This is a genomic window from Mesorhizobium sp. SARCC-RB16n, assembly GCF_008520305.1.
Taxonomy (GTDB): domain Bacteria; phylum Pseudomonadota; class Alphaproteobacteria; order Rhizobiales; family Rhizobiaceae; genus Mesorhizobium.
Genome location: NZ_ML703306.1, coordinates 80,461 through 92,828, shown reverse-complemented (window position 1 = coordinate 92,828; position 12,368 = coordinate 80,461). Strand labels below are relative to the sequence as shown.

The following is a 12,368-nucleotide window of genomic DNA, read 5'->3' as shown; positions in this document are numbered from 1 at the left end:
TGGTTGGCGAAATCGCCGGTGACATCGCCCCTCTCCCCGTCACTATACGGGGAGAGGATGCCGGCAGGCAGGTGAGGGGCGGCACCGCCGGCTGAGGTGACCCACCAATTTTGTAACGGTCACATGTTTTCAATGGTGCGCCACGTGCCTTTGCGGGCATCATGACAGGACGCTACCTGTTTTGCTGGACCTTGCATGACCGCCATCACCCCTCTCGGCATCGCCGACATCCACGCCGCCGCCGCGCGCCTTTCGGGCCTGATCGTTGAAACGCCACTGATCGAATCGCAGGAGCTGAACAGGCGCTTCGGCGGCCGTATCCTGTTCAAGCCGGAGACGCTGCAGCGCACCGGCTCGTTCAAGTTCCGCGGCGCCTACAACAAGCTGTCGTCGCTGAGCGAGGCGGAACGCTCTCGTGGGGTCGTCGCTTTTTCCTCGGGCAACCATGCGCAAGGCGTGGCGGCATCCGCGGCCATGTTCGGCGTCAAGGCGGTCATCGCCATGCCGGCGGATGCGCCTGAGATGAAGATCGCCAATGTCCGCAAGATGGGTGCCGAAGTGGTGCCCTTCGACCGTTTCAAGGACGACCGCATGACGGTGGTTCGCCCCTATCTCGACAAGGGCATGGCGTTGGTGCCGCCCTTCGACGACCCGGCCATCATCGCCGGGCAGGGCACGATCGGATTGGAGCTGGTGAAGCAGGCGCGGGCGCTGGGTGTATCGCTCGACGCGGTCGTCATCCCCTGTGGCGGCGGCGGCCTGACCAGCGGCATTTCGGTCGCGGTCAAGGATGCCTCGCCAGGCACTGCGATCTGGGCGGTCGAACCCGAGCATTTCGACGACACGCGCCGCTCGCTGGCGTCGGGCGCCAGGGTTTCGAACGAGCCGGGCCACAGTTCGATCTGCGACGCGATCCTCACCGCCGAGCCGGGCGCCATCACTTTCGAGATCAACCGCCGCAACCTTGCCGGCGCCATCGCGGTTTCCGACAAGGCGACCGCGCAGGCGATGCGCGACGCCATGGCCCATTTGAAGCTGGTGGTCGAGCCCGGCGGCTGCGTCGCGCTGGCGGCGCTGTCATCGGGCGAGATCGAGCTCTCGGGCAAATGCGTTGTCGTGGTGCTGTCCGGCGGCAATGTCGATTTCGGCACCTATGCCGGGATCATGGCGGCGGCGTAGGAGGCCGCAACTCAGCAGGCTCTGGCGAGGCCCTCGTCAGTCCAGCGTGCGCCTGAAGCGCACCAATGCCACGCCGGCAAACAGCGCGACGAAGACCACCAGCCAGCCGATCTCCGTCGCCACCGCCGGCAGCTGGGCGCCCTTCAGCATCACCGCGCGGGTGATGCGCAGGAAATGCGTCAGCGGAAAAATCTCGCCGAAGGTCTGTGCCCAGTCCGGCATGCCGCGATAGGGGAACATGAAGCCCGACAGCATGATCGAGGGCAGGAAGAAGAAGAAGGTGAGCTGAAGCGCCTGCATCTGCGTGCGCGCGATGGTCGAAATCGTGTAGCCGAGCAGCACCAGGGACAGCACGAACACCAGCACCGCCGACAGGAGCAGCGTCATCGAGCCGGTGAACGGGATGGCGAACAGAAGCTTCGAGGCGGCCAGCACCACCACCACCTGCACCGCGCCGACCGCCAGATAGGGCAGCACCTTGCCCATCATGATCTCCAGCGGGCTCGACGGCATCGCCAGGAGATTCTCCATCGTGCCGCGCTCGGTCTCGCGCGTCAGCGCGATCGAGGTCATCATCACCATGGTCATCTGCAGGATGACGCCGAGCAGGCCGGGGACGATGTTGTATTGCGAGATGCCTTCGGGATTGTAGCGCCGGTGCACGACGACATCGAGCTGCCCCCTGGCGGCCTCCGCGGCGGCTTCCTGCATGCCCTGCGCTCTCAGCAGCGCCTGGCCGGCGATGGTGCCGAGCGTCGAGATGGCGCCGCTGGCGACCGCCGGATCGGTGGCGTCGGCCTCGATCAGGATCTGCGGCTTGTCGCCGCGCTCGACGCGCCGGGCGAAATCGGCGGGGATTGTGACGACGAAGGCGACGTCGCCGCGCGCCATCAGGAACTCGGCCTCCTCCGCGCTCTGCGCGACATGGTCGAAGCGGTAGTAGCCGGTGGTCTGCAGCGCCGAGACCATGGCGCGGGTGTAGGGATCGCTGCTGGTGGCCACCAATGCCGCCGGCAGGCTTTTCGGGTCGTTGTTGATAGCATAGCCGAACAGGACGAGCTGGATCAGCGGTACGCCCAGCATCATGGCGAAGGTGATGCGGTCGCGCCGCATCTGGATGAACTCCTTGATCAGCAGGGCGCCGAGCCTGGCGAAGGAAAAGACGCTGTTCATGCCATATTGTCCTTCGATCCCGACATGAACTGGATGAAGACATCCTCCAGGCTGGTTTCGCCCGGCGTCACCGTCACGCCCTTGTGCTCTCTCTCGACATCGGCAAGCGCTGCTTCAAGTTTCCCGCGGTCGGAACCGACGACATGCAGCGTGGCGCCGAACGGGGCCACCTGGTCGACGCCGGGGCGGCCTTGCAGCGCTTGCGCCACCTCGTCGAGCCGCGGACCCTGCAGCACGAAAGTGGTCAGGCCCGCATTCTTCACCACTTCGGCTACGGTGCCGGTGGCCAGCATCTTGCCGTAGGAGATGTAGCTGATGCGGTGGCAGCGCTCGGCCTCGTCCATGTAGTGGGTGGAGACCAGCACGGTGAGCCCGCCGCTGGCCAGGCGATGGATCTCGTCCCAGAACTCGCGTCGCGCCTTCGGGTCGACGCCGGCCGTCGGCTCGTCGAGCAGGAGCAGTTTCGGCTTGTGCATGATGCAGGCGGCCAGCGCCAGCCGCTGCTTCCAGCCGCCGGACAAGGTGCCGGCCAGCTGATTGCGGCGCGTCGCCAGGCCGAGGTCCTCCAATGTCCTGGCGACATACTCCTCGACCGGCTTCAGCCGGTAGAGCCGCGCCACGAATTCGAGGTTCTCGCCTATCGTCAGATCCTCGTAGAACGAGAATTTCTGCGTCATGTAGCCGACTTCACGCTTGATCTTGAGCGCATCGGTGCGGATGTCGAAACCCAGCACCGTGCCATCGCCTTCGTCCGGCGTCAGCAGGCCGCACATGATGCGGATGGTGGTGGTCTTGCCCGAGCCGTTCGGCCCGAGGAAGCCGACGATCTCGCCCTCGGCGACCGACATGGTCACGTGATCGACGACGGTCTTGTCGCCGAAGCGCTTGACCAGGCCGTGAACGTCGATGGCGTTCATCTTCCGATATCCGCGAGATCGACATCGACGATCTGGCCGGGCTGCAGCGGGCCCGCATCGCCCTCCGGACGCGCCTCGACGAGGTAGACCAGCTTCTGCCGGTTCTCGAGCGAATAGATCACCGGCGGGGTGAATTCGGGATCGGGCGAGATATAGCTGACGCGCGCCTTCACGTCCGGGCCGCAGCCGTCGCAATGGACGCTGAGCAGGCTGCCGACCTTGACCGAGGAGAAGGCGGTCTCCGGTATGTAGACGCTGAGCTTCACCGCGCCGTCGGGAAGCACCGAGATAACGGGCGCGGTCGGCCCTGCCGTGTCGCCCGGATTGCGGATGACGTCGTTGACGCGGCCGGGCGAAGGAGCGGCGAGCATGCGCTTGGACAGCCGCCATTGCGCCTGTTCCAGCTCCGCCTGTGCCTGCTTGACCTGGTTGTCGGCGGCCTTGATCGTCTCGGGGCGGGCCGGCAAGCCGCCGACGGCGAGATTGGCCTCGGCCTGGCCAACCTGGGCGTCGGCGGTTTCCAGCGTCGCGGAGGCGGTGTCATAGTCCGCCTGGGTGCCGGTGCCGCGCTTGAACAGATCGGCGGCGCGGTCGTTCTTTCGCTTGGCGTCGGCGGCCTGGGCGCGTGCCATGTCGACCGCAGCCTTCAGCACGGCGATCTCGTCCGGCCGCTTGCCGACCTGGAGGTCGGCAAACTGCGCCTGCGCCTGTGCCAGCGCCGCTTGGGCTTGCGCCACCGCGATCTTGGCGTCGGCATTTTCGAGTGTCACCACGGTGGCTCCTGGCGTGACGCGGTCGCCGCGCTTGACCGTCACCGTCTCGACCTGCGCCACCTCGATCGGCGCCAGGAGTACATAGTCGCCCTCGACATAACCGACGGCGAGCGGTGCCGCCGGCGCGCAGGCGCCGAACAGTTGCGCGGCGAGCGGCAGCGAACACAGAAAGCTCATTGGCTTGATCCTTTCATCCCCGCCTCCTTTCGGGCGGCCAGTATGGCGCCGAGGTTGTCCGTGGTGACCGCCACCACCTTGGCGGCCTCGACGGCACCGATGTCGTGCCAGCCCATGCGGCGCATCACCGCCTCGCGGCCGATGCGGAAATAGATGACCTGGCCGATCAAGGTGAAAACGGTGAGTCGGGTCCGTTCGCTCTCGGCCGGCTCGCCCGTGGCCTGCTCCCAGATCAGACACAGCCGGCGATGCGTCGGCTCGAAGACGCCGTCATAGATGCGGTCGAGCGCCGCCGTCGGATGCGACAGCTCGCGCAGCACGAACTGCACGATCTCTCCGGCCTGCGGGCTGGCCACGACAAAGCCGACCATCCGCTCCAGCGCCGCGAAGAGTTGCGCGCGCGCCGCCTCCGGGTCGCTTGCCGTCGCGGCCTGTCCATTGCCGAGCGCCTGGCCGGCGACCGCCTGAATGGTCTCGACGATAAAGTCGGCGGCAGCGGTGCGAAGACCTTCCTTGCCGCCGAAGTGATAGGCGATCGAGCCGATATTGGCGCCCGCCTCGGCGGCGATTTCGCGCGTCGAGGTGCCGTCGAAACCCTGCCGCCCGAACAGTTTTAGCGCCGCTCGGACCAGCGCGGCACGCGTCAGATCTGCCGGCGATGTCGTGCGGCGGGGCGTCTTGGCGTCCGGCAATTTGATCATTCTGACACTTTAATCAATCGATTGATTAAAGTCAACTTCGCGCTGCGCCGTCTTGCCATCGCGCACAGCAAACGCTTTAGTGTCTGGCCATGGGCAAGGAAGTCGAGCGTAAATTCCTGGTCTCCAGCACCGCATGGCGGGATCTGGTGGAAGCGGATATCCGCATTCTCCAGTTCTATCTCGCCATGGCACCCGGACGAACCGTCCGCATCCGCATCAGCGACGGAGCCTCGGCCATGCTGACGCTCAAATTCGGCAACAGCGCGCGCGAGCGCGACGAATTCGAATATCCGATCCCGCTGGCGGAGGCGGTGGAGATGCTGGACTTCGCCGTCGGACGTGTCATCGAGAAGACACGACACCATGTTAGGCATCGCGGCTATCTCTATGAAGTCGATGTCTTTGGCGGCGCACTGGCGGGACTTGTGGTGGCCGAACTCGAGACGCCGGACGACGTTCCGGATGAAATGCTGCCGGACTGGCTCGGCCGTGAAGTCACCGGCGTACAGAAGTTCTACAACGCGTCGCTCGCCCTCGGGGGGATACCGGAGATCGCCGCATGAGCTTTCGCATAGACCCGCGCATGCCGCTGACCGGCGAGGTCAGACGCATTCTTGCCGAGGAAATCGGCAAGGCCCTTCTGCATCTGGATGCGGCGCGCACTCGGCCGGAACAGGGGCTGCACAAATGCCGCAAGCGGCTGAAGAGCGCGCGCGCCTTGCTGCGCCTCGTTCGTTCCGGAGACGAAACATTCTGCGCCACGGAAAACCAATGCTATCGCAATGTGGCGGCGCTGCTTGCCGGCCCGCGTGAGGCGACAGCCCTGATCGAAACCATCGATCGGCTGGCGGCGGGCTTTGCTAGGGAAAGCGTCGATGGCGGGCTCGATGCCGTACGTGACAGGCTGGTCGCGCGCCAGCATGATTTGCATGAAGGTGCCGGGCTGCAGGCGGCGATCGGCGCGGCAACCGCGGCCTGCGAAGACGGCATGAAGCGCATCGAAACCCTTGCCTTGCCCGACCAGCCGGAACAGGCCGCCGACGTGCTTGCCGAAGGCGCCCGCGCCACCTTGCGCCGTGCCAGGAAGGCGCTCGACAAGGCCGGCTCGCACGGCGAGGCCGACGATTTCCACGACCTGCGCAAGGCGGCCAAGACGCATGGCATGCACCTTTCGCTGCTGGGCAGGCTGTGGCCGACGCCGATCAAGGCGCGGCGCAAAGCTGTCGATGAACTGGGCGAGCGGCTCGGCGAATTGCATGATGTGTTCGTCATGCGCGCGCTGCTCGAGGCGGACAGCGAGCCGCTGGGGCCGCCCGAGGATACGAAACTTCTCGGCAAGCTGCTCAAGCGTTCGGAAAAGAGCCTGAAGAAGGCGTGCCTTGCCGAGGCGTCCGAACTGTTTGGCGACAACCCGAAACGTTCGACGAAGAGGCTTGCCCGCAAGGCGCGCGACGATCTTGCCAGCCCGGCGCAGGAAGAAGCGAAAGCGGCCTGATCCTTCATGCCTCCTTGCGGCCGATCCAGCGCGGAGGCGCAAGGTTTTCAGCATTGGGCTTCGTCGGTTCGCACTCTGTCAGAGTGGGGTATCCGGTTTCCACGCAGACGGTGCCTACGATTTTCCAGCCGACCGTGCCCGCCCAGTTGTTAGATCGCAAGATGGCGATGGCTGTCTCAAGCTCCGCGGCGGCCAGTTCTTTTCGATCAGCGTGGAAATGTGCCAATGCCTGGAAGGCGGCGTTCAAGCAGCGATTGAAATCGTTGGACTCGTCCGCCTCGGCGAGAACATCCAGCGCCTCCTCGTGGCGGCCCAATCGCGCGAGCGCCGCGCCGCGTGTCCCTTTCAGCGTACGGAGTTCCGGGGCCATGGCCACGGCCTTCTCCGTCAGGCGGTCTAGCAAAGCATCGAGACGAGAGGGCGGCGGAGCGGGGTTGGCGAGGATTTTCGTGGCGGCGGTGTCAATGAGGAGAAGTAGCTCGCTTGCGGACGTCGTGTGGGTCAGCTCATCTTCGAGCGCTGTAATGTCCTCGTCCGTCAGGTCAGGTTTTAACACATAGAAAGCGACACGATCCGACTGACCCGAGGGGTGCCACGGCGGATCATCCGGACTCATATACGGCCGCAAGCGGTTCAGATAGTGCTGCCGGAGCACAGCGTTCGAGTCGGGATTTCTCCGAAGAATTTTCCATAAGGCTAGCATATCGTTGGGCAGTCTCCCACCGAAGACTTTGACGTGATGCGGAACAACGCTACCGAAGGCCATCATCATCTGAACTACAACGACCGGGGCCAGGACGGTGTCTGCGAATTCCGTGCCGCGAAAGATAGTCATTAAACCAGTCAGGACCCCCAACCAGCCAATATCCATCATTGGCCCTGCGGCGATAAAAAACAGGTTAGCCGGCTTTGAAAAGGATAATTGAGGAGCCGTTCTCACCCAGCCCATAAGCGGAATAGTTCCTACGCTGACCTCCATCCTCAGCAGTCGGGTGCGGAATAATGTTGGTCCTGAACCGAGATGAAGCTCCCTTATCTGCAATTTTGCCAGATGTCCGGCGAGAGCATGGGAAGACTCGTGCAGGACAAGGCTTATCCAAGCGCCAATGAATACGGAGGCAGCGACAAGGAGGGGCAAGAGCAAGGTCTTTCGCAAGAATGAGGCTGATCGGACGCGTTGCGAACCGTATCGTCATGATTCGGCGCAATCCATCCATACGCCAGAGATCTTGCATCATCCGCTACCGCTTCGCTATCGCCAAGCCCATACTAGCGCACGGCTTCGACCAAGGGACGGTGACCTGAGACGCCGAGGTCGTAGGGAATACGGTCGCGCAACGGCTATGCCGGCATACGTGGCTCGCCAGCATCCACCCGCGCGCCGGCGTCGCGCGGGTGCGGGCCGATCGGCATGATCGCCTCGAACGGGGTGGCGCCGAAGGCGAACGTCCATTTGTAGCCGACCAACCCGTCCTCGGGGGTGGTGTGCTGGTCGTGATGGGCCAGCAGTTTCGCGCGGTCGGCCAACTCCTCGGCCTCGCGCCGCACCATCTCCGCCGTCTCCGGACGCATCCGCCTGGAGAAGCTGACGAAGGTCGCCTCCCGCTCGATATGGGTGATCGCCCAGCCGATGAAATTCTTGTTGGTCATCTCGAACAGCGGTCTGAGCGGCCCCTCGAAATTCCATTGAATCGGCGTTTCGACCAGCAATTTCGCCGACAGGCCACGGCCGAGCGCGATCAGGCCGAGTTCCTCGAGGTCGCGCAGATAAAGGAACATCGAGGCTTCGCTCAGGCCCTGCGAGCGCATGATGCCTTCAGGCGTGAATTTTTCCGACAGCATGACGAAGACGAACAGCAACGCCGGCCGGCCGGCGAGCTTGCGCTCGATCTCCGGCGCGACGTGGTTGACCGGCCCCGGCCCCCGGTTCATCGAGCCAAGCACGTTTTCCAGCTCCACGCCGGCGGCGGCGCAGATCTCCACCAGCCGGTCGAGCTTGCAGTTCTTCTCATGGAAGATGCGCTTCACCGTCGGCTCGGAAACCCCCATGCGCTCGGCGAGCCCGCGATAGGTGACGCCCTTCGCCTTCAGCGTCCGCTTCAGCGCCTCGAAGATCAGACCGTTCATGGGATGCACCTCTTGCCGGCGGTTTCGTATCGATATTCGATACTAGTGGCAATCGCCCTTCCCGAAAAGTATCGAAAACCATAGGTCTCCGCCATCATCAAAGGAGACCGGACATGAAACGCCTCATCACCTCTGCCTTCATCGCCGCCATCGGCATCGCGGCTCCCGCCCGGGCCGGCGAGCTCTGGCGCGCAACAGGCCTCGAACAGCCGGAATCGGCGCTGTTCGACGCCGCCAACGACCGCATCATCGTTTCCAACATATCAGGCAATCCGGGCGACGCCGACGGCAATGGCTATCTCAGCGTGCTGTCCCCCGACGGCAAGGTCGTGACCCAGCACTGGACCGACGGCATGGACGCGCCCAAGGGGATGGCGATATCGGGCGGCAAGCTCTATGTCGCCGACATAACCAAGGTCCGTGTCGTCGACCTCGCCAGCGGCAAGCTCATTGCCAGCATCGTGGTCCCGAACGCGGTCTTCCTGAACGACATGACATCGGACCAGTCCGGCAAAGTCTATGTCACCGACATGCTCGCCGATACGATCTATCGCATCGACGGCGACAGGCCGGATCTGTTCGTCAAGGACCCGTTGCTTGCTTCTCCCAACGGCGTCTTTGCCGATGGCACCAGGCTGATCGTGGCCTCGTGGGGCAAAGGCATGAAGGCCGACTTCAGCACGGCCGAGCCTGGCGGGCTGCTGGTGGTCGACCTGGCCAGCAAGGCGGTAAGGCCGCTGGCGGGCGCGCAGAAATTCGCCGACCTCGACGGCGTCATCGTCATCGGCGACACCATCTATGCCACCGCCTACATGACCGGCACGCTCTATCGATACAGGACCGGCGGCACGCCGGAAGCGGTGGCGCATTTCAAGCCGGGCAGCGCCGATATCGGTACCGACGGCAAGTCGATCCTCTATGTTCCGCTGATGAACGAGGGCGAGGTCGCGGCGCTGAAGCTCGACTGAAACCGGCGCACCAAGGCCGATCCCCACGACCTTCGCTGACAGCCGTGGACGGACCGTGGTAGGACGGTCCATCCACGGCGATGGTCAAGGAGGTTTGCCATGGACGACCGGGAGATCAGAGCGGCCCTGGATCGCCACTGGGCCGCCTCCGACGCCAGCGACTTCGAGATGGAGCACGAGATCTACCGAGAAGATGCGGTGCTCGACTATCCGCAATCGGGCGAGCGCATAAGTGGGCGGCGTAACATTCAGTCATCGCGCGCCGCGCAGCCCAATAGCAAGCGCTTCACCGTGCGCCGCATCACCGGCACCGGTGACCTCTGGGTCACGGAATATGTCCTGACCTATGACGGGCGGCCATCCTACACCGTCAGCATCATGGAGTTCCTCGACGGCAAAGTGGCCCGCGAGACCCAGTATTTCGGCGATCCGTTCGAACCCGGGCCTTCGCGCGCGCAATGGGTCGAGCGGACGCCGTGAGCCACAGCGGCAATCATCCGCCACTCGCGCGCGAAGAACTGCCGGACGATACGGCCGCCCTCGCCCGTTATCTCATCGGCAAGCTGGTGGTGCGCGACTTGCCAGAAGGCAGGGTCAGCGGCCGCATCGTCGAGACAGAAGCCTATGTCGCCGGCGATGCCGCCGGGCACGGCTTTCGGGGAATGACGCCGCGCAACCGGTCGCTGTTTCTCGAGCGCGGGCACGCCTATGTCTATCTCGCCTACGGCATCTCGTTCATGCTGAATGTTTCGAGCGAGACGCAAGGCAGGGGAACCGGCGTGCTGATCCGGGCGCTGGAGCCGCTGGAAGGCGTCGCGATCATGCGGCTGAACCGTGGCGTCGAGCGCCTGAGCGACCTGGCGCGCGGGCCGGGAAGGCTGGCCTCGGCATTGCGGATCGATCGTTCGCTCGACGGGATCGACCTTTGCCGTGAAGGCCCGCTATGGCTCGCGCGGGATGGCTCTGGAACCGGCGCCATCGGGCAGAGTGTCAGGATCGGCATTTCGAAGGATGCCGAGCGCCTGCTGCGATTTTACCGCGTGGGAAGCCCGTTCGTCAGCGGCCCGGCATCGCTCAACCGGTGACGGACGGCTGCTCCGCCTCCTGTTTCCCCGCCAGTTGCGCCCGCGCGTCGCGGATCGAAGCGGCATAGGTCACCAGCGGCCGCTTGACGCCGTGGTTGATCAGCATGCGCCTTATCCGCGGCGAGGCGCCCGAAATGATGAAGCGCACGCCGGCGCGCCTCGCCTTGCGGGCCGCGCTTTCGATGACATTGGCGGCCGTCGAATCGAAGAGCGGCACGGCGGAACAGTCGAGGATGAAGTTGCGGCGCTGGTCGGCGATGCGGTCGAGCACGCTGCCGACGGTGGAGGCGGCACCGAAGAAGAAGGCGCCCGAGATGCGGTAGACGATGGTATCCGCGTCGCTTGCTTCGCTCGAATCATAGGCGCGGGCGCCGCTGTCGGCGACATCGTCCTGCGCCAGATCCGCCTCGACGGCGACGGACTTCGCCATGCGGTCGATGAACAGGATCGAGCCGAGCGCGAAGCCGACGACGATGCCTTCGGTCAGGTCGCGGAAGACGACGATCAGGAAGGTCGCCAGCAGCACCAGCGCATCGCCGCGCGATGCCCTGAGCAGCGTGGCGAAGGCCTGCTTCTCGAACATGTTCCAGCAGACCACCGCTAGCACGCCTGCAAGGGCTGCGAGCGGGATGTAGCTGGCTAGCGGCGCCGCCACCAGCATCAGCACCAGCAGGATGGCCGAATGGACGATGCCCGAAACCGGGCCGTGCGCGCCGGCCCGCACATTGGTGGCGGTGCGGGCGATGGTGCCGGTGGCGCAGATGCCGCCGAACAGGGCGGACGCGATGTTGGCGAAGCCTTGCGCCACCAGCTCGCAATTCGAGCGGTGCCGCCGGCCGGTCATGCCGTCGGCGACAACAGCAGACAGCAGCGATTCGATGGCGCCGAGCAGGGCGAAGGCGACGGCGTCCGGCAGGACATCGAGCATCCTGCCGAAGCTGACGGGTGGAAGTGCTGGCCATTGCAGGCTGCGCGGGATGCCGCCATAGCGCGTGCCGATCGTCTCGGCCGGCAGCGCGAACAGCGCCACGACGAGCGAGGCAAGCCCGATGGCGATCAGCATGGAAGGCCATTTCGGCCGCCAGCGCTTCAGGAAAACGATGGTTGCGATGGTCAACACCGCCACCAAGGTCGCAGCGGGGTTGATCGTGCCGGCCGCTTCGCCAAGCGCAATCAACTTGGGCACGAACGGTCCGGGTTCCCTGCCTGGCAGGGTCATCCCGAACAGTTCGACGATCTGGCCCGAGAAGATGATGACGGCAATGCCGGCGGTGAAGCCGACGGTGACCGGATAGGGAATGAATTTGATGTAGGTGCCGAGCCGGAGGTACCCGATCGCAAGCAGGAAGACGCCCGCCATCATCGTCGCCAGCAGCAGGCCGTCGACTCCGACCCGCGCAACCGTGGCCGCCACCAGCACGATAAAGGCGCCGGCGGGGCCGCCGATCTGGAAGCGGCTGCCGCCCAAGGCCGAGATGATGAAGCCGCCTACGATGGAGGTGTAGAGGCCGCGCTCCGGCGTCACGCCCGACGCGATCGCGATTGCCATCGACAGCGGCAGCGCGACGATGGCGACGGTCAGGCCGGACATGAAGTCGGCCTTGAATTGCGGCAGGTGGTAACCCTCCCGCCAGACCGTCACCAGCTTCGGCGTGAACAGTTCGGAAAATGTCGGCTTCACCAGCTGATGTGCCGGCCCATGGGCTGGTTGATGCACTGCCTGACGCGCTTGATCCATGGACTGCCTTCCGCACCTGCAAAGGCGGCGGGATC

14 protein-coding genes are annotated in these 12,368 nt (G+C 64.8%); 7 read left to right on the top strand and 7 right to left on the bottom strand.

The window, feature by feature from the left end:
* Nucleotides 1-195 precede the first annotated feature (195 nt).
* Nucleotides 196-1,179, top strand: a complete 984-nt coding sequence (locus C7I87_RS33705) for a threonine/serine dehydratase family protein (protein WP_149908250.1) — start codon at nt 196-198, stop codon at nt 1,177-1,179.
* Between the two features lie 36 nt (nt 1,180-1,215).
* On the opposite strand, the gene C7I87_RS33700 is transcribed toward C7I87_RS33705, so the two are convergent.
* The 4 genes from C7I87_RS33700 to C7I87_RS33685 are packed head-to-tail and all read right to left on the bottom strand — an operon-like array spanning nt 1,216 to nt 4,920.
* Entirely contained in the window at nt 1,216-2,352 is a 1,137-nt protein-coding gene (locus tag C7I87_RS33700; protein ID WP_149908249.1) for an ABC transporter permease, read from the bottom strand.
* Complete coding sequence (locus C7I87_RS33695; protein ID WP_149908248.1) at nt 2,349-3,269, bottom strand: ABC transporter ATP-binding protein; 921 nt, start codon at nt 3,267-3,269, stop codon at nt 2,349-2,351. Before C7I87_RS33695 ends, C7I87_RS33700 begins: the two co-directional genes overlap by 4 nt.
* Entirely contained in the window at nt 3,266-4,219 is a 954-nt protein-coding gene (locus C7I87_RS33690) for an HlyD family secretion protein (RefSeq protein WP_149908247.1), read from the bottom strand. Before C7I87_RS33690 ends, C7I87_RS33695 begins: the two co-directional genes overlap by 4 nt.
* Nucleotides 4,216-4,920, bottom strand: coding sequence for a CerR family C-terminal domain-containing protein (locus tag C7I87_RS33685; protein ID WP_149908246.1), 705 nt, complete (start codon nt 4,918-4,920; stop codon nt 4,216-4,218). Before C7I87_RS33685 ends, C7I87_RS33690 begins: the two co-directional genes overlap by 4 nt.
* Before the next feature lie 89 nt (nt 4,921-5,009).
* Here C7I87_RS33685 and C7I87_RS33680 point away from each other — a divergent pair, with 89 nt between their 5' ends.
* Together C7I87_RS33680 and C7I87_RS33675 are read left to right on the top strand one after the other, a co-directional pair.
* Nucleotides 5,010-5,483, top strand: a complete 474-nt coding sequence (locus tag C7I87_RS33680) for a CYTH domain-containing protein (protein ID WP_149908245.1) — start codon at nt 5,010-5,012, stop codon at nt 5,481-5,483.
* Nucleotides 5,480-6,415: a CHAD domain-containing protein gene (locus C7I87_RS33675; protein ID WP_149908244.1), complete on the top strand. Its 936-nt coding sequence runs from the start codon at nt 5,480-5,482 to the stop codon at nt 6,413-6,415. The genes C7I87_RS33680 and C7I87_RS33675 overlap by 4 nt, the downstream gene beginning before the upstream one ends.
* Nucleotides 6,416-6,419: 4 nt before the next feature.
* On the opposite strand, the gene C7I87_RS33670 is transcribed toward C7I87_RS33675, so the two are convergent.
* On the bottom strand, nt 6,420-7,457 hold the full coding sequence (locus C7I87_RS33670; RefSeq protein ID WP_246696527.1) for a tetratricopeptide repeat protein: 1,038 nt from the start codon (nt 7,455-7,457) through the stop codon (nt 6,420-6,422).
* Between C7I87_RS33670 and C7I87_RS35510 the strand changes: the two genes are divergently transcribed.
* Nucleotides 7,437-7,577 (top strand): hypothetical protein, encoded by a 141-nt coding sequence (locus C7I87_RS35510; protein ID WP_188394109.1) that lies wholly within the window; start codon nt 7,437-7,439, stop codon nt 7,575-7,577. The genes C7I87_RS33670 and C7I87_RS35510 overlap by 21 nt on opposite strands.
* A 179-nt stretch (nt 7,578-7,756) precedes the next feature.
* On the opposite strand, the gene C7I87_RS33665 is transcribed toward C7I87_RS35510, so the two are convergent.
* Nucleotides 7,757-8,542, bottom strand: a complete 786-nt coding sequence (locus C7I87_RS33665; protein WP_149908242.1) for a helix-turn-helix domain-containing protein — start codon at nt 8,540-8,542, stop codon at nt 7,757-7,759.
* 113 nt (nt 8,543-8,655) lie between these two features.
* Here C7I87_RS33665 and C7I87_RS33660 point away from each other — a divergent pair, with 113 nt between their 5' ends.
* The 3 genes from C7I87_RS33660 (at nt 8,656) to C7I87_RS33650 (ending at nt 10,595) form a co-directional block, all read left to right on the top strand.
* Nucleotides 8,656-9,510: an SMP-30/gluconolactonase/LRE family protein gene (locus tag C7I87_RS33660; RefSeq protein WP_149908241.1), complete on the top strand. Its 855-nt coding sequence runs from the start codon at nt 8,656-8,658 to the stop codon at nt 9,508-9,510.
* A gap of 99 nt (nt 9,511-9,609) precedes the next feature.
* On the top strand, nt 9,610-9,990 hold the full coding sequence (locus C7I87_RS33655; protein WP_149908240.1) for a nuclear transport factor 2 family protein: 381 nt from the start codon (nt 9,610-9,612) through the stop codon (nt 9,988-9,990).
* Entirely contained in the window at nt 9,969-10,595 is a 627-nt protein-coding gene (locus C7I87_RS33650; RefSeq protein WP_149908239.1) for a DNA-3-methyladenine glycosylase, read from the top strand. Before C7I87_RS33655 ends, C7I87_RS33650 begins: the two co-directional genes overlap by 22 nt.
* On the opposite strand, the gene C7I87_RS33645 is transcribed toward C7I87_RS33650, so the two are convergent.
* Complete coding sequence (locus C7I87_RS33645; protein WP_149908238.1) at nt 10,585-12,333, bottom strand: SulP family inorganic anion transporter; 1,749 nt, start codon at nt 12,331-12,333, stop codon at nt 10,585-10,587. The two genes, C7I87_RS33650 and C7I87_RS33645, sit on opposite strands and share 11 nt — an antisense overlap.
* Nucleotides 12,334-12,368: the final 35 nt, after the last annotated feature.

Bases quoted from the DNA above. Each gene is read 5' to 3' on its own strand.
- C7I87_RS33705 (WP_149908250.1), top strand. From the start codon at position 196: ATGACCGCCATCACCCCTCTCGGCATCGCCGACATCCACGCCGCCGCC.
- C7I87_RS33680 (WP_149908245.1), top strand. From the start codon at position 5,010: ATGGGCAAGGAAGTCGAGCGTAAATTCCTGGTCTCCAGCACCGCATGG.
- C7I87_RS33685 (WP_149908246.1), bottom strand. From the start codon at position 4,920: ATGATCAAATTGCCGGACGCCAAGACGCCCCGCCGCACGACATCGCCG.
- C7I87_RS33660 (WP_149908241.1), top strand. From the start codon at position 8,656: ATGAAACGCCTCATCACCTCTGCCTTCATCGCCGCCATCGGCATCGCG.
- C7I87_RS35510 (WP_188394109.1), top strand. From the start codon at position 7,437: ATGAAGCTCCCTTATCTGCAATTTTGCCAGATGTCCGGCGAGAGCATG.
- C7I87_RS33650 (WP_149908239.1), top strand. From the start codon at position 9,969: ATGGGTCGAGCGGACGCCGTGAGCCACAGCGGCAATCATCCGCCACTC.
- C7I87_RS33690 (WP_149908247.1), bottom strand. From the start codon at position 4,219: ATGAGCTTTCTGTGTTCGCTGCCGCTCGCCGCGCAACTGTTCGGCGCC.
- C7I87_RS33665 (WP_149908242.1), bottom strand. From the start codon at position 8,542: ATGAACGGTCTGATCTTCGAGGCGCTGAAGCGGACGCTGAAGGCGAAG.
- C7I87_RS33675 (WP_149908244.1), top strand. From the start codon at position 5,480: ATGAGCTTTCGCATAGACCCGCGCATGCCGCTGACCGGCGAGGTCAGA.
- C7I87_RS33700 (WP_149908249.1), bottom strand. From the start codon at position 2,352: ATGAACAGCGTCTTTTCCTTCGCCAGGCTCGGCGCCCTGCTGATCAAG.
- C7I87_RS33655 (WP_149908240.1), top strand. From the start codon at position 9,610: ATGGACGACCGGGAGATCAGAGCGGCCCTGGATCGCCACTGGGCCGCC.
- C7I87_RS33645 (WP_149908238.1), bottom strand. From the start codon at position 12,333: ATGGATCAAGCGCGTCAGGCAGTGCATCAACCAGCCCATGGGCCGGCA.
- C7I87_RS33695 (WP_149908248.1), bottom strand. From the start codon at position 3,269: ATGAACGCCATCGACGTTCACGGCCTGGTCAAGCGCTTCGGCGACAAG.